Raw genomic sequence first — 18619 nt, forward strand, 5'->3', positions numbered from 1 at the left:
GGCCAGCGGTGCGATACGGCCCGCGGGCTGCCGGTGGCCCGGGACGGCCATCGGCGTCGTACCGCGTGGTGGTGGCCGGTCGTCCTGCGCGACGACCGGAGGAGTGGGTCGCGGTGACTGGTGCTGACCGCGATTGAGCACCGTCGATGGCGACCGTATTAACCCGGCCGTCGACTTGTCAACAATTTTCGGAAACACGCCAGCAACGTCGCGGAGATCTGCCGTCTGGCGTGGGAGCGATATCTGTCCAGGTCAGTAGTCGATCAGAAACCGGGACTCCCTCCGGAGACCCGCAGTGGTCGCCGTGGGAGCGCGAAGAAGACTCCGAAAACTTCCGGAGACTTTCCGGACCCGCAGGCCCCTAGTGGTGGAGGGGGTGGGAGGCAGGTGGGCGCCCGGTCAGCGTCGGAGGGCGTTGAGCCGTCCGGCCTGGCGGGTCAGGTGGTCGCGCTCGGCGAGGTTGGCGGCCTTCCGGGCCGCCTCGGCGTACAGCCGCGCCGCCGTCACCACACTGCCGTCGCGCTCGTGGAGGTATGCCGCGACCGCCGTGTAGCGGGGCAGTGCGTCGTCCAGCGCCGCGAGCGCCGCGAGACCGGCGCGCGGGCCATCGGCCTCACCGACGGCGACCGCGCGATTGAGCCGGACGATGGGGCTGTCGGTCAGCCGCGCGAGTTCGTCGTACCACTCGACGATCTGCACCCAGTCGGTCTCGTCGGCGGTGGGCGCGTCGGCGTGCAGTGCCGCGATGGCGGCCTGGGCCTGGAACTCGCCCAGCCGGTCCCGGGCGAGGGCTGCCTGGAGGATCTGGACGCCCTCGGCGATCAACCCGGTGTCCCATCGCCCGCGGTCCTGTTCCGCCAGCGGCACCAGGCTGCCGTCGGCCGCCCCCCGGGCGGCTCGCCGGGCGTGGTGCAGCAGCATGAGGGCGAGCAGACCCGCCACCTCGGGGTGGTCGATCGCGGCCGTGAGCTGCCGGGTGAGCCGGATGGCCTCGGCGGCGAGGTCGACGTCGCCGGAGTAGCCCTCGTTGAAGACCAGGTAGAGGACGCGCAGCACGGTGGCGACGTCGCCGGGCTGGTCGAACCGCACTCCGGAGACCGTGCGCTTGGCCCGGCTGATGCGCTGCGCCATGGTGGCCTCGGGCACCAGGTAGGCCTGGGCGATCTGGCGGGTGGTCAGCCCGCCGACGGCGCGCAGCGTGAGCGCGACCGCCGACGAGGGCGTCAGCGACGGGTGGGCGCACAGGAAGTAGAGCTGGAGCGTGTCGTCCACCGCCGAGGTGGGGCCGGGCGGGGGTTCCTCCTCGACGAGGTCCTCACGCCGACGACGGGCCGCGTCCGCCCGGGTCCCGTCGAGGAACCGGCGCCAGGCCACGGTGACCAGCCAGCCCTTCGGGTCCCGTGGCGGGTCGGCCGACCAGACGCGGACCGCCTCGACCAGCGCGTCCTGTACGGCGTCCTCGGCCGCCGCGAAGTCGGCTCCGCGGCGGACGAGGACCCCGAGCACACCCGGTGTGAGGCTCCGGATCAGCGCGTCGTTCACTCCGTGATGGTGGGCGGCTCGGTCAGGAACGGGCGCAGTTCGAGCCACTCGTGGATCGGCTTGCCGTCCTTTCCGGGGGCGGCGGACAGCTCCCCGGCCAGCTCGACGGCGCGCTCGTAGCTGTCGACGTCGATCACCATCCAGCCGGCGATGAGGTCCTTGGTCTCGGCGAACGGGCCGTCGGTGACCGGCGGGCGACCCTCACCGTCGTACCGGACGAACACCCCGTCGGGGGCCAGTGCCTGACCGTCGACGAACTCGCCGGTCTGCTCGAGCCGTGCCGCGAAGTCGTTCATGTACGCGATGTGCGCCGAGATCTCCTGCGGCGTCCACTGGTCCATGGGTACGTCGTTGACCGCGCTCGGGGCGCCGCGGTAGTGCTTGAGCAGCAGGTACTTCGCCATCGTCTTCTCCTCGGTGCGGGTGAGGCGCCCTTCGTGGCCGCCTTCACCCCGGGGACGGAGCTGGCCGCCGGTTCTCGACATGCCGTCCGGATTATTTCTACTCCGGCTCAGGAGCGCTGGCGGAACCGGTCGGACACGGCGGCTCGCGACCGGCGTGAAACTTGATTCGTTCCAAAATAGTGAGCTAGTGTTCGTCGGGTGATGTCCGACTTCGAGGCGCAACTGCGGGCCGCCTCGCTGCGGGTGACCCGGCCTCGACTGGCGGTGCTCGCCGCGCTGCGCGACCACCCGCACGTCGGCACCGACGCCGTGATCGCGCTGGTCCGGGCGGATCATCCCACGGTGTCCCACCAGGCGGTGTACGACGTGCTGCGGGTGCTCACCGACGCTGGTCTGGTGCGGCGCATCCAGCCTGCCGGGGCGACCGCCCGCTACGAGTCCCGGGTCGCGGACAACCACCACCACATCGTGTGCCGCTCCTGCGGCGCGATCGCCGACGTCGACTGCGCCGTCGGCCACGCTCCCTGTCTCACCGCCTCCGACGACCATGGTTTCGTGGTCGACGAGGCGGAGGTCGTCTACTGGGGCACCTGTCCCGACTGCGCGACCGAACGCACGCCCCAGAGATCCGCAAGCTCGGAAGGAAGTACATGAGCGACACCCAGGACAACGGCCCCATCAGTGCGCAGGGCGTGGACCAGAAGGCAGCGGCCGGCTGCCCGGTCGCGCACGACTCGGTGACCGCGCACGGCAGCGAGAGTGAGAACCCGGCGATCGACTCGCCGACTCCGAAGACCGGCGGTCGCCCGCGCACCAACCGGGACTGGTGGCCCAACCAGCTCGACCTCTCGGTGTTGCACGCCCACTCGTCCAAGGGCAACCCGTTGGGTGCGAACTTCAGCTACGCCAAGGAGTTCGCCAAGCTCGACGTCGAGGCCCTCAAGCGGGACATCGCCGAGACGCTCACCACCTCGCAGGACTGGTGGCCGGCCGACTTCGGCCACTACGGCGGCCTGATGATCCGGATGAGCTGGCACGCCGCCGGCACGTACCGCATCGAGGACGGTCGCGGTGGAGCCGGCGACGGCGGTCAGCGTTTCGCTCCGCTGAACAGCTGGCCGGACAACGCCAACCTGGACAAGGCCCGTCGGCTGCTCTGGCCGGTGAAGCAGAAGTACGGCCAGAAGATCTCCTGGGCCGACCTGCTGGTCCTGGCCGGCAACGTCTCCCTGGAGTCGATGGGCTTCAAGACCTTCGGCTTCGGCTTCGGTCGTGAGGACGTGTGGGAGCCCGAGGAGATCTTCTGGGGCCCGGAGGACACCTGGCTCGGCGACGAGCGCTACGCCTCCGAGAAGGAGATGGCGGCCGGCGTCGGGGCGACCGAGATGGGCCTCATCTACGTCAACCCGGAGGGCCCGCGCGGCAACGCCGACCCGCTGGCGGCGGCGCACTTCATCCGCGAGACCTTCGGCCGGATGGCGATGAACGACGAGGAGACCGTCGCCCTCATCGCCGGTGGTCACACCTTCGGCAAGACCCACGGTGCCGGTGTCGCCGACAACCACGTGGGCCCGGAGCCCGAGGGCGCCCCGCTGGAGGCACAGGGCCTGGGTTGGTTGAGCACCCACGGCAGCGGCAAGGGCGGTGACACGATCACCAGCGGCCTGGAGGTGACGTGGACCGACGTGCCGACGCAGTGGAGCAACCGCTTCTTCGAGATCCTCTTCGGCTACGAGTGGGAGCTCACCACGAGCCCCGGTGGCGCCAAGCAGTGGGTCGCCAAGGACGCCGAGGCGATCATCCCGGACGCCCACGACCCGTCGAAGAAGCACAAGCCGACGATGCTCACGACCGACCTGTCGCTGCGCGTCGACCCGGCGTACGAGAAGATCTCGCGCCGCTTCCTGGAGAACCCCGACCAGTTCGCGCTGGCGTTCGCCAAGGCCTGGTACAAGCTGCTGCACCGCGACATGGGCCCGATCGAGCGTTTCCTCGGGCCGTGGGTGGCGGAGCCGCAGCTCTGGCAGGACCCGGTGCCGGCCGTCGACCACGAGCTCGTGGGTGACGCCGACATCGCCACGCTCAAGGCGAAGATCCTGGACTCCGGTCTGACGACCGCCCAGCTGGTCTCCACCGCCTGGGCGTCCGCCGCCAGCTTCCGCTACACCGACAAGCGCGGTGGCGCCAACGGCGCGCGGATCCGTCTCGAGCCGCAGCGCAACTGGGAGGTCAACCAGCCGGAGCAGCTCGCGACCGTCCTGACCGCCCTCGAGGGCATCCAGCGGGAGTTCAACGAGGCCGGCGGTGCGAAGATCTCGCTCGCCGACCTGATCGTGCTGGCCGGTTCGGCCGCCGTCGAGAAGGCGGCGCGTGACGCCGGCGTCGAGGTGACCGTGCCGTTCCGGCCGGGCCGCACCGACGCCACGCAGGAGCAGACCGACGTCGAGTCGTTCCGGGTCCTGGAGCCGCGCGCCGACGGTTTCCGCAACTACCTGCGCCCCGGTGAGAAGACCCAGCCGGAGGTTCTGCTGGTCGACCGCGCCTACATGCTCAACCTGACCGCGCCCGAGATGACCGTCCTGGTCGGCGGCCTGCGGTCCCTCGGCGCCAACACCGGTGATGCCCAGCACGGTGTCCTCACCGACCGGCCGGGCGTGCTCACCAACGACTTCTTCGCCAACCTGCTGTCCCCGGGCACCCGGTGGAGCGCGTCGAAGTCCGACGAGCACGTGTACGAGATCCGCGATCTGGCCACCGACGAGGTGAAGTGGACCGCCACCGCGGTCGACCTCATCTTCGGTTCCAACTCGCAGCTGCGGGCTCTCGCCGAGGTCTACGCCAGCCAGGACGCCCGCGACAAGTTCGTGGCCGACTTCGTGGCGGCCTGGACCAAGGTCATGGAGCTCGACCGGTTCGACATCGCCTGATCGCCTCACACTGACGAGCCCCGGCCGATCGGCCGGGGCTCGTCGGCGTTCGTGCCAGCGTGGTGCGCTGCGACTAGGGCACGCTGCAGAAGTAGAGCACCGCCGTCAGCATGCCGACCGAGCCGGTGACCTGTGTCGACGTCCAGCCGCCGGGGCCGTTGGCGGACAGGCGGAAGGTGCCGCTGCCGATGCCCAGCAGAGCGCCGGGGATGGTGACCGTGGTGGCGGTGGGGCCGAGAGTTCCGCCGCCGGAGAAGCCGCCCGTAAGGGACCAGGTAAAGCCGCTGCGGGTCAGACCGCCGACCGGCAGGGTCCAGGTGAAGGTCGGTGGGGTGAGCAGGCCCGCGCTGCACCCCAGGTTGGTCGGCGGGTTGACCGTGCCGGCCTGGAGCGAGCCGGTGCCGTACTCGGAGTCGGTCCAGGAGGCCAGCGTCGACGGTGGCCGTGGAAGCCCGACGAGGGTGCCGGCGAGCACCAGGGCGAGGGCGCTCGCGATCCAGCGTCGCCGACCGTGGCCGGTCTGCTCCCGGGCTGACGGAGCGGGGAGCCCCGGACGCCTCACGTCTGCGTCACCCGGATCCGGTGCCGGCGGGTGGTGAGGATGAGCAGCAGGCCGCAGACCAGTGCTCCGGCACCGGCGAGCGCCGGGGTCCGCAGGTTGGCCCCGGTGCGCGGGAGCGGGCCGACCTCACCGTCGGCCGATGCCCGGTCGCCGAACCCGGTCGCCGTGACGACCACGTCCGCTGACTCCGAGGCGGTGGAGTTGGCCAGCAGGCTCGCGGTGACGAGCACCCAACGCTGCTGGTCGGCGGGCATCGAGGCGATGGTGACCGGGTGTGCTGCCAGCCTGGTGGCGGGACCGTCGGCGAGAACCTGCTCTGCCTGGCCGTCCGGGCAGGCACCCCGCACCCAGCGCCTGGCGCAGACGGCGGCCATCACCTGGAGTCCGTTCGGATCGACCGCGAGGGGGCCCCGCGCCGACAGCGAGATGGTCACCGTGCCGGGCTGCTCGGCCTGTGCCGAAACCCCCACCTGCCAGGGCACCGGCTCGTTCGGTGCCAGATTCGTCATGCGATCCTTGTCGCCGACCGAGATCAGGGTGAGGTGTCGACTGCGGGTGACGTCCTCGGTGGTGTCCGCGCGTGCCTGGCCGGGCGTCGCCAGCATCGCGGCCGTGACGCCCGGCAGCACGGCCACCAGGACGAACATTCGCCCTACGGTCGACCCGTCACGCCGTGTCTCGTCCCCGGAGGGGGTGCCGACCTCGTGACCTGTTCCTGCGTGGTCGGGCCCCGACGAGCCCGGTCCCCGGTCGGGCAACGCCCTGCGCCGCCGTCTCCGCGGTGCGGTGTCCCGCGGCCAGAACGCCCAGGTCACGATCGCGGCGGTCCCGATCGTGATCGCACTCATCGCGTACACGTTCGACACGGTCCGGACCGCGTACCCGAGCCTGGGCGCCGACCACTCGACGAGCCGTACCTTGGTCACCGCATGGGGTGCGGCGTCGTTGGACTCGTTCGCGTCCCCGCGCAGGGTGAGCAGGCGGGTGGACCCGCCGCCGTCGTCGATGCCGACGACCCGGTGGGTGATCGGTGGCAGCGGCGTGCGGTCGACGGTGACGACGTCTCCCACCCGAACCTCGGACGCGGGAATCTCGCGCACCACCGCCAGTGACCCGGCGGGGATGGTCGGGCTCATCGACCCGGTCTTGAACAGGATGAGCGAGACGTGGAAGAAGAACGCCAGCGGGACGAGGACGACGCACACCGTCCCGCCGACGGCGAGCACGGTCAGCGCCAGGTCGCCGACCCGGGCAAGGACGCCTTGCCGTCGACGCGTTCGGCCCACCATCTGAAGATCCTTTACGTAGACGTGGCAGTGAATGCCCAGGTGACGACGCCGCTGGTGCCTTGGTACGAGTTGGCGGCACCGGACTGGATCCGCACCTCGAAGCAGAACCGCACCTGTGGCGTCGCCCCGCTCGGAGCGGTGATGGTGGACGACACCGGGGATCCAGGAACCGACGTGACGGCCAGGTAACTGGGCCCGACGATCCACGTCGGCGTGCCGGTGAAGGCGGCGGCAGCGCAGGTGGTGCTGGTGCTGGCGGTACGCACCGTCCGGTATTCGAGGGCGGGGAGCAGGGCGCCGGCGTTGTTCGACGAACTCGTCAGCGCGACAGCGCCACCGACATTCGTCGTCGATGTCGTCCGGATGTCGATCCAGGCGTAGAACGAGACCGTGGGGGACATCGCCGTCGCGTTGAACGCCAGCGTCGCGGCGTTCCCGACCGGGGTGTGGCTCGCCCAACCACTGGACGCGGTCTGCGATTCGGTGCCGAAGATGCTTGCGCCGAACGACCCGGTGCCGTACTCGCCGTCGGTCCACGCGGCGAGCGTGGACGTCGTTCCCAGGCCGAGAACGAGGGCGCCGGCGAGTACGGCACGGGTCCGACGAAGCCGTGGTGATCCGGCCGGTGTCCGACGGTTGACCACGGCCGCCACCTACACGGACTCAGCCAGGAGTTGCCAGGTTTCCGTGACCGACGTGCCCTGCACCAGGGTGGGCCCCGCGGTGACGACGAAGCACAGGAACACCGGAGCGCCGGGCGTCGTGGGGGGAGTGCCCTGGGTCAGGTTGAACGGCACCGCGCCGGTCACCGAGTTGAGCGCGGTGCCCTGGGGCACGATCCAGGTCGGGGTCGTGGGTGTCGCGCTGCAGTTCGCGAAGGCCGGCACGGTCGCGATTCCGTAGGTGAGGCCGACGAAGGCGGGCGGTGCGGGGGTCGCCGACGCCACCTCGACGGTCGCGTCGTACGTCGTGGTCGCGGTCAGGCGTACGGCGAACGGTGCCGCGACCACGTCGCCGGGGCTGATGTCGCCGAAGCCGGTGCTGAAGGTCAACGCGGCCGCCGTGCCGGCCGTCGGGTGCTCGGCGTAGGTGGTGCCGTTGGTGCTGCCCTCCATGCTGAACGTGCCTGCGGTGAACGTGCCCGTGGCGTACTCCGAGTCGTTCCAGGCAGCGAGGGTGATCGTCGCGCCGAGGCCGAGGGCGAGCCCTCCAGCCAGAATGGCCTTGAGCTTGCGCCGGCCTCCCTGGCGGGTCGCTTCATCCATTGTCATCCCTGTCGGTTCACTCAACTTGTCCTCCTCGGTGCAACAACGCGGTGGGTTGTCCTGGGCCGGTGACAGCGGTGCAGCGGTGATCTGACCGGCTGCCGCTGGTGGGGAACCGACGACCAGACGGAGGTGACAGGGCAGAAACTGTCACGCAAGGAAGACGATAGGTACAGGAACCGGACAAATAACCCGCAAGTTCGTAAATCACCCACACGAAGCGGGATTCCTCGGCGCTGGTGGGCCTGCACTGTCGACGGGCGTCCGGAAGGGCAGCTACCCTTTGGCCCCCGAACCATCGATGTGAGGAGATGCGATGGCGCGTCGCACCGGCCGGCCTTCCTACCTGTCGGACAAGGCCGATGGGCGTCATCGCCGCACGACACGCGTCGTGGCGGTCGCGGGCGCGGTCGCGCTGGTCACCGCCCTGCTGGGTGGGCTGGTCGGCTACCAGGTGGGTCGCCCGGACGCCACCGAGGCGGCCATCGCGACCATCCAGCAGGCCGAGGCGAAGCGGGACGCTCAGCAGATCCTGGAGCTGACCGAGACGTCCCGACGTGTCCGCGACCAGATCGCCCCCGTCCTGGCCGCCCTCAAGGAGGAGACGTCAGCCGGGCGTGCACCGGATGCGAACCAGGCGCGCCAGTGGCAGGAAGTCATGCGTCAGGCAGCCGAGCCGTTCGCCGACCCACCGTCGGGCAGCACCGCCACCAACGTGGCGCGGGGAGGGCTGCGCGCGGCGATCCAGCAGGCGTCGCTGGCCGTCGACGCGTACGCGCTGGCCGCAGGTGTCCCGGCGGCGCAGCGTGCGGCCCTGCTGGACGTCACGGCGCGACAGGCGACCCAGGCCGTGACGATCTGGTCGGTCGCGGCGACCCAGCTCGACCAGGTCAGCGTCGACGCCGGGCACGGCCATCAGCACGTGTTCCTCGACACAGACCCGCACGAAGGGGCCCTCACGCCGGACGGGGCGCCCGAGGGAACCGGCGGCTGAGGGGCGCTTTGCTGCTCGAATGTCGGGTTCACCGACGGGCGCTGCCGCCGTGCCGGCCGTGCGGCCGGAAACGATCTGGGAGTGGCCCGCCGGATCGGGTACGGTCGCTTATCGCAAAGTCTATGAACCAGATTGGCTTTCTATGCAATGGAAGCCGAATCGGAGGGACACAGCCGTGAGGTTCCCAACTGCCGTCCGTCGGGCCGGTCTCGTCGGGGCGATCGCCGCCCTCGCGCTGAGCGCGGGTTGCGCCAAGAAGGACGACAGCGAGGTCCAGGCGAGCGGGGTCAAGCTGGTCCAGGCGGGCAAGCTGACCGTCTGCACCCACCTGCCGTACCCGCCGTTCCAGTCGAAGGACGCCAGCGGCAAGGTCACCGGCTTCGACGTCGAGATCATGGACCTGGTGGCCAAGGAGCTGGGTGTCGAGCAGACGATCATCGACACCCCGTTCGAGGGGATCAAGTCCGGTCAGGACCTGAACACCGGCAAGTGCGACGCGGCCGCCGCCGGCATGACGATCACCGAGGAACGGCAGAAGGTGATGAACTTCTCCGACCCGTACTTCGACGCCACCCAGGCGCTGCTGGTGAAGACCGGTAAGCCGTACAAGTCGCTCGACGACCTCAAGGGTAAGAAGTTCGGCGTCCAGGCGGCCACCACGGGCCGTGACTACGCCAAGAAGTTCGAGGCGGAGAAGGGCCTTCAGCTCGTCGAGTTCGAGGACCTCGCCGCCCTGCAGCAGGCCGTCGCCAACGGTCAGGTCGAGGCCGCCATCAACGACCTGCCGGTCTGGTCCGAGTACCTCAAGAAGAACCCGGGCGGGTTCGAGGTGGCCGCCGAGTTCGACACCGGCGAGCAGTACGGCTTCCCCGTGAAGAAGGACGCCAACCCGGAGCTGCTCAAGAAGATCAACGACGTGCTGGCCAAGGCCAAGCAGGACGGCACGTACAACACGATCTACGAGAAGTGGATCGGCAAGCGGCCGAGCGCCTGAGCCGCACAGCGGCCGAGTGGCTGAGTGGCTGAGCAGCACAGCGGCCGAGCGGCTGATCGTCGCGTGGTAACGGAGGGCGTGCGCCCCGCGCGCCCTCCGTGTCGGTAACCTCCGGGAAGGCAACGAGCGAACGTGAAGCTGCGACGCCGCCAGCGGGAGCGGTTGTCCCTCGGGCTCCAGTACCTGGTCTTCATCGCCGTCATCGCCGCGGTGCTCTTCGCCGCGGACTGGGACAGGCTGGCCGACGCGTTCTTCCGCGTCGACATCATCAAGTCCATGTTCCCGACGATCATCACCGTCGCGCTGCGCAACACCGTCCTCTACACGCTGGGCGCGTTCGCCTTCGGCCTCGTGTTCGGGACCATCCTGGCGCTGATGCGGCTGTCCCGGGTCGCGCCGTACCGCTGGGTGGCCACGGCGTACATCGAGCTGTTCCGGGGCCTGCCGGCCCTGCTGGTGCTCTTCCTCGTCGGGTACGGCATCCCGATCGCCTTCCCGGAGCGCGAGATCCCGGGCGGTGTGTTCGGTTCGATCGCGATCGGGCTCGGGTTGACCGCCGCCGCCTACATGGCCGAGACCATCCGGGCCGGCATCCAGGCCGTCCCCAAGGGACAGATGGAGGCGGCGCGCACCCTCGGCATGTCGCACTTCACCGCCATGCGCACGATCGTCATCCCACAGGCGTTCCGGATCGTGATCCCGCCGCTGACGAACGAGCTCATCCTGCTCACCAAGGACTCGTCGCTGGCCTACGTGCTGGGCGTGACGGCGCAGACCATCGAGATCACCAAGTTCGGTCGGGACATGCTCAACGACCGGGTGAACGCCACCCCGCTCCTGGTGGCCGGCCTCGCGTACCTGATCATCACTCTGCCCCTGTCCCAGGTGGTACGTCGCCTCGAACTCCGCTACGCCAAGGCCCGGTGACCGCATGACGACGACCGCATCCCGCCCCGCCATCGAGATCCGCGACCTGCACAAGTCCTTCGGGCCGCTCCAGGTGCTCAAGGGCATCGACTTCGAGGTCGGCCAGGGCGAGGTGGTCTGCGTGATCGGGCCGTCCGGGTCCGGCAAGTCGACGCTGCTGCGCTGCGTCGACCTGCTGGAGGAGCCGACCGCCGGCAGGATCTGGGTGAACGGCGTCGAGATGACCGACCCGGACGTCGAGGTCGACGCGGTCCGACGCGGCATCGGCATGGTCTTCCAGTCGTTCAACCTGTTCCCGCACCTGACCGTGCTGAACAACCTCACCATCGCCCAGCGCCGGGTGCTCCGGCGCGGCCGGGCCGAGGCCGAGCGCGTCGCCCGGGCCAACCTGGAACGCGTCGGGCTGACCGACAAGGCCGACGTGTTCCCGGCGCAACTCTCCGGCGGTCAGCAGCAGCGGGCGGCCATCGCCCGGTCGCTGTCGATGGAGCCGAAGGTGATGCTCTTCGACGAGCCGACCTCCGCGCTGGACCCGGAGCTGGTCGGGGACGTGCTCACCGTCATGCGCAAACTGGCCGAGGACGGCATGACGATGATGGTGGTCACCCACGAGATGGCCTTCGCCCGCGACGTCGCCGACCGGGTCGTGTTCATGGACGGTGGGGTGGTGGTCGAGCAGGGGCCACCGCAGGAGGTGCTCGGCGCTCCGAAGCACGAACGGACCCGTTCGTTCCTCTCCCGGGTCCTCGACCCGACCCGGGTCGCCCAGCTCGGTCAGACCGATCAGGCACCCGAGGCGCCGGAGGCCCCCGGCCTGCCGGCGGACGACCGCCACCGCCTCTGACAACCGATCCCGTACGTCTGCGCGCCGGGTTGCCCGATCGAGGGCAACCCGGCGCGGTCGTGTCGGCGGTGTCCGCCAGCGACTGACTGACCAGGCGCTGGACGTCCGCGACCGCCGTGTGTCAGGTTCATGTCAATCGACGGCCGTCGTGATGTCAAGGTAATCTTTTTGCAATCAGACCTGTACTTTCATCGATGGATTACATAAGTTGCTGTCATCCACCGAAAGTCTTGAGTCTTCCGAGCAAAGTTCGCGACGAGCCTCACCCTCAGTCGTGCTACCGCCCCCGTGCTCGGGTCGATGCACCCTGTCCTCGTCGCGTCTTCGCCCGGTTGGGAACGGAGACCCATGGACGACGATCACGCTGGTGGCCCTCGCCGCCACCTGTCCCGCCGATCGCTGATCGCCAGCGGCGCGCTCGCCGCCGGAGCGTTGGGCGCGTCCGCCCCGACGATCGGCACCGCGTTCGGAGGCAGCCCCGCCCGGGCCGCCGCCGGTGTCACCAAGAAGATCACCATCTACGCCGAGCAGCTGCCCGGCAACCTGTTCGGGTACGGTCTCGCGCCCGGTCAGGCCACCGTGCCGGGCCCACTGCTGGAGATGTACGAGGGTGACACCCTGGAGATCACCCTGGTCAACACCACCAACCAGCGGCTGTCCATCCATCCGCACGGGGTGGACTACAGCACCGAGTCCGACGGCAGCCCGTTCAACGCCTCGTTCAACAATCCCGGTGAGACACGGACGTACGTCTGGCGCTCCCACGAGATGGTGGCCGCGGCGGGCCGGCGCTACATGCCGGGCAGCGCCGGCTACTGGCACTACCACGACCACGCGATGGGCACCGACCACGGCAGCGGCGGTGTCGCGAAGGGACTGTACGGGGCGCTGATCGTCCGACGCCGTGGCGACATCCTGCCGGACAAGCAGTTCACGGTCGTGTTCCACGACATGACGATCAACAACAGGATGGCGCCGGCCACGCCCATGTTCGAGGCCAACCTGGGCCAGCGGGTGGAGTGGATCGCCATCGGTCACGGCAACCTGTTCCACACCTTCCACCTGCACGCCCACCGCTGGGCCGACAACCGCACCGGAATGCTGGAGGGCCCGAGCGACCCGAGCCTGGTCGTCGACAACAAGGACCTCAACCCGGGCAGCTCGTTCGGCTTTCAGGTGCTGGCCGGGGAGGGCGTCGGACCCGGGGCGTGGATGTACCACTGCCACGTGCAGACCCACTCCGACGGCGGCATGGCCGGGATCTTCCTGGTGCGCAACGCCGACGGCAGCATGCCACCGGGCGCCGAGGAGGCGATCCACCGGTTCCAGGGCCACACCCACACGCACGGAAGTTAACCGAAAGTGGGGACGGGGATGACCAGAAAACTACGACGAACCCTTGCCGCGGTAGCGGCCTTCGCGACACTGCTTCCCGCGACGGCGGCGGCAGCCGCGCCGCGACCGGCCGCCACCCCGCAGGCAGCGCAGCCGCAGCGGACCGCCGTCCTCGTGTTCCACGGGCCGGTGGCCGAGCAGCAGGACCCGGTGTCCCGCGCGGTGGACACCATCAAACAGCTTGGTGCCGGTCATGACATCGATGTCACGGCCACCACGGACCCCGGCGTCTTCACCACGGCCGGGCTGTCCGCGTACCGCAGCGTGGTGTTTCTCTCCGCGACGGGCGCCGCGCTCAACCGCGACCAGGAGTCGGCGCTGCAGAGCTACATGAAGGCCGGCGGCGGTTTCGTCGGCATCGCCGACGCCGCCCGCGCCCAGGTCGACTCCACCTGGTTCACCGGCCTGATCGGCACCCGCCCGGCGGGCGCCATCCCGGTGGCCGAGCCGGTGGCCCGGGTGACCGCCAGCGGCGAGAACCCACCCAACGAGACCAAGGAGAAGCTGACCGACGGCGACGCCAACACGAAGTGGCTCGTCCGTACCCCGACCGCCTGGGTGGCCTACGAGCTGAGCGCCGCCAAGCGGATCACCGGTTACGCGTTGACGTCGGCCAACGACTCCTCCGGCCGGGACCCGAAGGACTGGACCCTCCAGGGCTCCACGGACGGCCAGACCTGGTCCGACCTGGACCGGCGCACCGGCCAGAGCTTCCCGGACCGGTACCAGACCCGGCGGTTCGACATCGCCACACCGCAGGAGTTCACGCGCTACCGGCTGAACGTCACCGCGAACAGCGGCGAACCGCTGGTCCAACTCGCCGACCTGCGCCTGTTCACCGGCAGCACCACCGCCCCGGAACCGCCCGCGGTGAACCGCGCGGTGGTGAACATCCTGGACCGGAAACACCCGGCCACGGCGTCGCTGCCGCTGACCATCACCCGCTCCGACCGCTGGGAGAACTGGGACCCGAACCCCATCGGCACGGTGCACACCCTCGCCCAGGTCGAGGAGCGGCACTACAACCCGGGACCGGCCGCCAACGGCGCCTTCCACCCGGTGTCCTGGTGCCGGGACTACGACGGCGGCCGGTCGTTCTACACCGGCATGGGCCGCACCGAGGGCAGTTACGGCGAGGAGGCGTTCCGCACGCACCTCACCGGGGCTCTCAACTGGACCACCGGCCGCGTACGCGGTGACTGCCAGGCCACGATCGCCGCGAACTACAAGGTGGAGCGGCTCACCGCGGCCAACCAGACCGGGCAACTGGACCAGATCGGCGAGCCGCACGGGCTCACCATCGCCCCCGACGGCACGGCCTTCTACGTCGGCAAGGCGGCCTGCCCGAGCGGCCCGATCGCGGACTGGAACAACCCGAAGGTCGGTCTGGGCTGCGGCACCATCCACTCCTGGGACCCACGGACCAAGCAGGCCAAGCTGCTCACGACCCTGGAGGTGATGGGCAACCGGGGCAGCGGCTCCGAGCTGGTGAAGAACGAGGAGGGTCTGCTGGGCATCGTGCCCGACCCCGCGTTCGCCGAGAACGGCTGGCTCTACGTCTACTGGATGCCGCACGACTCGGTCGACCGGGTGAAGCGGGTCGGGCAGCGCACCGTCTCCCGGTTCACCTACGACCGCCAGGCGCAGAGCATCGACCAGACCACCCGCAAGGACCTGTTGCAGTTCCCGGTGCAGATCCACAGCTGCTGCCACTCCGGCGGCGGCATGGCGTTCGACGCCAAGGGCAACCTCTACGTCGGCTCCGGCGACAACAACTCCTCCGAGGGGTCGCAGGGCTACGCCGGCAACAACTGGACCGAGGAGTACGAGGGGATCTCGTTCCAGGACGCCCGCCGCACCTCGGGCAACACCAACGACCTCGCCGGCAAGATCATCCGGATCCACCCGGAGGCCGACGGGACGTACACCATCCCGGAGGGCAACCTCTTCCCACCGGGCACCGAGAAGACCCGGCCGGAGATCTACGTGATGGGCGTACGCAACATCGCCCGCCTCCAGATCGACCCGAAGCACCAGTGGCTGACCGCGGGCTGGGTCGGCCCGGACGCCTCGTCGCCCAGCCCCACCCTGGGCCCGGCCAAGTACGAGACCGCCACCATCATCACCTCCGCCGGTAACCAGGGCTGGCCGTACTGCATGGGCAACCGGCAGCCGTACCGGGACCGCAGCAACACCGACGCGACAGTGCTGACCGGCTGGTACGACTGCGACAACCTGAAGAACACCTCGCCGCGCAACACCGGTCTGGTGGACATCCCGGCCGCCCGGGACAACATGATCTGGTACTCGCCCGACGGCGGCGGCCCGGTCTTCCCGAAGCGGACCGACGGCAGCGGCCTGCCGACCTACGTCGCGGCCGACGCCACCTACACCCAGCCGTACCTGCGCGGCGGCGGGCAGGCCATCATGTCCGGCCCGACGTACCACCGGGACCTCGTCGACACCACCAGCGGTGTGGCATGGCCGGAGCACTGGGACGGCAAGTGGTTCATCGGCGACCAGTCCAACGCCGCCAACCGGGTCGCGGTCACCGTCGACCCGGCCGGCGTGCCGCAGGCCGCCCCACCGGTGTACGCCGAGTCGCTGCGCGCCATCATCCCGGGCGGCAACGGCGACGCCCGGCTGCAGAGCTGGATGGACGCCAAGTTCGGCCCGGACGGCGCGCTCTACCTGCTGGACTACGGCGGCGGGTTCTTCAGCCTGCACCCCAACCAGAAGCTGATCCGGATCACCTACACCGGTGGCGCGCCCACCCCGGTGCCCGCGGCGCACTCGGTCGCCGTGCAGAACAAGCCCCTGACCATCGCCTTCGACGGCGCCCGCTCCGGCGGCGTCAGCCACCGGTGGGAGTTCGGCGACGGCGCCACGTCCACCGAGGCGAATCCCCGGCACACGTACGCCAGGGTCGGCACCTACACCGCGAAGCTGACCGTCACGTACGCCGACGGTGAGACCGCGACGGTGCAGAGCACGGTCACGGTGGGCTGCGCGGTGCCCGACAGCCGGCAGAACGTGTGGCTCTACGACACCGACACCGGCGTGCCCAGTCGTACGGTCGGGCAGGGCTGCACGATCAACGACCTGATCGACGACGAGAGCACCTGGGCCGACCACGACGCCTTCGTCCGACACGTGACCGCGGTGACCCGCGCGTTGCAGGCCGACGACCTGCTCACCGCCCGGGAGGCCGGCACCCTCACCCGCCTGGCTGCCGCGTCGGCGGTCGGACGGAACGGGCGCACCGGGTACGAGCCGCTCTTCGACGGCACCGCCGAGTCGTTGCGCGGCTGGCAGCAGGCGCCGACGGGCTCGTTCGCCATCCAGCCGGACGGGTCGCTGCGATCCAGCGGCGGCCTCGGCATGCTCTGGCACACGAAGGAACTCGGCGACTTCTCGCTGAAGCTCCAGTTCCGCGACATCGCACCGGGCACCGGCCGGGCCAACACCGGCGTCTTCACCCGGTTCCCGGACCCGCGGATCCCCCTGGAGCAGCGCCCGCCGGGCAGCTGCGGCACGGTCGGATCGGCCCGGACCTCGCAGGCCTGGGTGGCGATCTACTGCGGACACGAGATCCAGATCTACGACGGTGAGACCGGTGAGCCGCAGAAGACCGGTTCGGTCTACAACTTCGACCCGGTGCCGCTCGCCCAGGCCGGCGTCACCCCGAAGGAGCAGTGGAACGACTACGAGATCCGTGTCGTCGGGCAGCACTACACGATGGTCCGCAACGGTGTGGTGATCAACGAATTCGACAACACGCCGGGCAAGCAGTCCTCCCGTGCCGGCGACCCGCCGACGGACCTGCGGCAGTTCCTGCGCGGCTTCATCGGCCTGCAGAACCACGGTGACAACGACCTGACCGAGTTCCGCAACGTGCGCGTGCGCGAGCTCTAGGAGAGACGATGACCCGACGACTCACGGCCGCGCTGGCGGCGTTGCTGCTCACGGTGATCCCGTGGGCGGCGACGCCCGCCTCCGCCGCCCCGCGCGTCGCGGAACAGGTGCTGACCTGGACCGCCGACGGCGACATCACCCGCTACAAGTCCGCACCCGCCCAGGCGGTGGCCGGCGAGACCACCATCATCTGGGAGAACAGCGAGGCCACCGGCAACACCATCGGGATGCCGCACACGCTGACCTTCGACACCAGCACCGAGGGCTACAACCACGACGTCACGCTGAACATCCTGGCCAGCCCGTTCGACGCCAACAGCGGCCGCCACCAGGCGACCGTGAGGCTCACCCCGGGCCGCTACCGCTACTTCTGCTCGATCCCCGGGCACAGCCAGATGGTCGGTGAGCTGGTCGTCACCGAGGGCGGCGGAGGCGGCGACACCACGCCGCCGACGGTGACCGCCGCCGTGGCCGGCGACCGCGACAGCGACGGCAACTACGTCGGCGCGGCCACGGTGACCGTGACGGCCACCGACACCGGGTCGGGGGTGGAGACCGTCGAGTACCAGGTCGACGACAGCAGCTTCCTGCCGTACACCGAGCCGGTGCGCGTGACCGCGATCGGTGACCACTCAGTGCAGTTCCGGGCCACCGACCAGGACGGCAACGTCAGCGCGGTCGGCTCGGTGTCGTTCCGGATCGTCGAGCCGGGGGAGGACGACACCACCGCGCCGGTGGTCACGGCCGCACTGGCCGGCCAGCAGGACGGCGACGGCAACTACATCGGTACGGCCACCGCCACGCTGACCGCCACCGACAGCGGATCCGGTGTCGCCACCATCGAGTACGCGTTGGACGGGGCAGCCTTCACCGCGTACACGAATCCGATCGTCGTGAACGCGGCCGGGATGCACATGCTGCACTTCCGGGCCACCGACGTCGCCGGTAACACGTCGGCGGAGCAGATGTCCCACTTCACCGTCGTCGCCGCTCCGGAGGAGGACGAGACCCCGCCCGCCGTGACCGCCGCGGTGACCGGCGAGCGCAACGGCGACGGCGCGTACGTCGGTGCCGCGACCGTCGCCGTCACCGCGACCGACGCCGGTTCCGGTGTGGCCTCGGTCGAGTACGCGCTCGACACCAGCGGCTGGACCGCGTACGCCTCGCCGGTCACGGTCCGCGCCACCGGCGCGCACACCCTGCGGTACCGGGCAACCGACGCCGCGGGGAACGTGTCCACCGAGCAGTCGACGACGTTCACGGTGGTGGCCGACGGCACTGACGCCTGCCCCGGGTCCGACACCCGGGCCACCGTGGTCATCGACGGTGACGACACCGGAGTCGGCAACGTCGACACCGGCAACGGCTGCACGATCAACGATCTGATCGACGAAAACGCCGACTACCCCGGCCACGCCCACTTCGTCCGGCACGTCGAGACGGTCACCGGCGCGCTGGTGACCGGCGGAACGCTCGACCGGCGGCAGCAGGGCGCCATCGTCCGGGCCGCGGCCCGATCGGACGTCGGCGCATGAGTCCTCGAATCTCATCGACAGGGAGT

General features: G+C 70.0%; 15 protein-coding genes. 9 read left to right on the forward strand and 6 right to left on the reverse strand.

The annotated features are described in order from the left end of the window. Positions 1 to 399 precede the first annotated feature (399 nt). Complete coding sequence (locus LADH09A_RS11145) at positions 400 to 1542, reverse strand: RNA polymerase sigma factor (RefSeq protein WP_238644809.1); 1143 nt, start codon at positions 1540 to 1542, stop codon at positions 400 to 402. After that, positions 1539 to 1946: a YciI family protein gene (locus LADH09A_RS11150; RefSeq protein ID WP_179778611.1), complete on the reverse strand. Its 408-nt coding sequence runs from the start codon at positions 1944 to 1946 to the stop codon at positions 1539 to 1541. Before LADH09A_RS11150 ends, LADH09A_RS11145 begins: the two co-directional genes overlap by 4 nt. Positions 1947 to 2144: 198 nt before the next feature. On the opposite strand from LADH09A_RS11150, the gene LADH09A_RS11155 reads away from it, so the two are divergent. Both LADH09A_RS11155 and katG read left to right on the forward strand, forming a co-directional pair. Then, positions 2145 to 2600 (forward strand): Fur family transcriptional regulator, encoded by a 456-nt coding sequence (locus LADH09A_RS11155; protein ID WP_308194534.1) that lies wholly within the window; start codon positions 2145 to 2147, stop codon positions 2598 to 2600. Continuing rightward, the gene (katG, locus tag LADH09A_RS11160; RefSeq protein ID WP_238644810.1) at positions 2597 to 4873 is read left to right on the forward strand and encodes a catalase/peroxidase HPI; all 2277 of its coding nucleotides are present in this window, start codon (positions 2597 to 2599) and stop codon (positions 4871 to 4873) included. Before LADH09A_RS11155 ends, katG begins: the two co-directional genes overlap by 4 nt. A 73-nt stretch (positions 4874 to 4946) precedes the next feature. Here the strand turns inward: katG and LADH09A_RS11165 are convergent, their stop codons facing one another. From LADH09A_RS11165 to LADH09A_RS11180, 4 genes are read right to left on the reverse strand one after another with little or no spacing between them, the layout of a single operon-like run. Beyond that, positions 4947 to 5435, reverse strand: coding sequence for a hypothetical protein (locus LADH09A_RS11165; RefSeq protein WP_238644811.1), 489 nt, complete (start codon positions 5433 to 5435; stop codon positions 4947 to 4949). Continuing rightward, entirely contained in the window at positions 5432 to 6724 is a 1293-nt protein-coding gene (locus LADH09A_RS11170) for a signal peptidase I (RefSeq protein WP_238644812.1), read from the reverse strand. The genes LADH09A_RS11165 and LADH09A_RS11170 overlap by 4 nt, the downstream gene beginning before the upstream one ends. Positions 6725 to 6735: 11 nt before the next feature. After that, positions 6736 to 7368 (reverse strand): SipW-dependent-type signal peptide-containing protein, encoded by a 633-nt coding sequence (locus LADH09A_RS11175; protein ID WP_238644813.1) that lies wholly within the window; start codon positions 7366 to 7368, stop codon positions 6736 to 6738. A gap of 9 nt (positions 7369 to 7377) precedes the next feature. Next, positions 7378 to 7989: a SipW-dependent-type signal peptide-containing protein gene (locus LADH09A_RS11180; RefSeq protein WP_238644814.1), complete on the reverse strand. Its 612-nt coding sequence runs from the start codon at positions 7987 to 7989 to the stop codon at positions 7378 to 7380. 316 nt (positions 7990 to 8305) lie between these two features. On the opposite strand from LADH09A_RS11180, the gene LADH09A_RS11185 reads away from it, so the two are divergent. From LADH09A_RS11185 to LADH09A_RS11215, 7 genes are all read left to right on the forward strand, one after another. Continuing rightward, positions 8306 to 8983, forward strand: coding sequence for a hypothetical protein (locus LADH09A_RS11185; RefSeq protein WP_238644815.1), 678 nt, complete (start codon positions 8306 to 8308; stop codon positions 8981 to 8983). 175 nt (positions 8984 to 9158) lie between these two features. Beyond that, positions 9159 to 9977, forward strand: a complete 819-nt coding sequence (locus LADH09A_RS11190) for a basic amino acid ABC transporter substrate-binding protein (RefSeq protein WP_238644816.1) — start codon at positions 9159 to 9161, stop codon at positions 9975 to 9977. 132 nt (positions 9978 to 10109) lie between these two features. Continuing rightward, positions 10110 to 10904 (forward strand): amino acid ABC transporter permease, encoded by a 795-nt coding sequence (locus LADH09A_RS11195; protein WP_238644817.1) that lies wholly within the window; start codon positions 10110 to 10112, stop codon positions 10902 to 10904. Positions 10905 to 10908: 4 nt separating this feature from the next. Beyond that, positions 10909 to 11748, forward strand: a complete 840-nt coding sequence (locus LADH09A_RS11200; protein WP_238644818.1) for an amino acid ABC transporter ATP-binding protein — start codon at positions 10909 to 10911, stop codon at positions 11746 to 11748. 348 nt (positions 11749 to 12096) lie between these two features. Then, positions 12097 to 13104 carry a multicopper oxidase domain-containing protein gene (locus tag LADH09A_RS11205; protein ID WP_238644819.1) on the forward strand — a complete coding sequence of 336 codons (1008 nt, stop codon included), beginning with the start codon at positions 12097 to 12099 and terminating at the stop codon, positions 13102 to 13104. A gap of 18 nt (positions 13105 to 13122) precedes the next feature. Further along, positions 13123 to 17058 (forward strand): ThuA domain-containing protein, encoded by a 3936-nt coding sequence (locus LADH09A_RS11210; protein WP_238644820.1) that lies wholly within the window; start codon positions 13123 to 13125, stop codon positions 17056 to 17058. Between the two features lie 8 nt (positions 17059 to 17066). Then, complete coding sequence (locus LADH09A_RS11215; RefSeq protein WP_238644821.1) at positions 17067 to 18593, forward strand: OmpL47-type beta-barrel domain-containing protein; 1527 nt, start codon at positions 17067 to 17069, stop codon at positions 18591 to 18593. The last annotated feature ends 26 nt before the right edge of the window (positions 18594 to 18619 follow it).

Source organism: Micromonospora cabrerizensis (assembly GCF_022230955.1).
Taxonomy (GTDB): Bacteria; Actinomycetota; Actinomycetes; order Mycobacteriales; family Micromonosporaceae; genus Micromonospora; species Micromonospora cabrerizensis.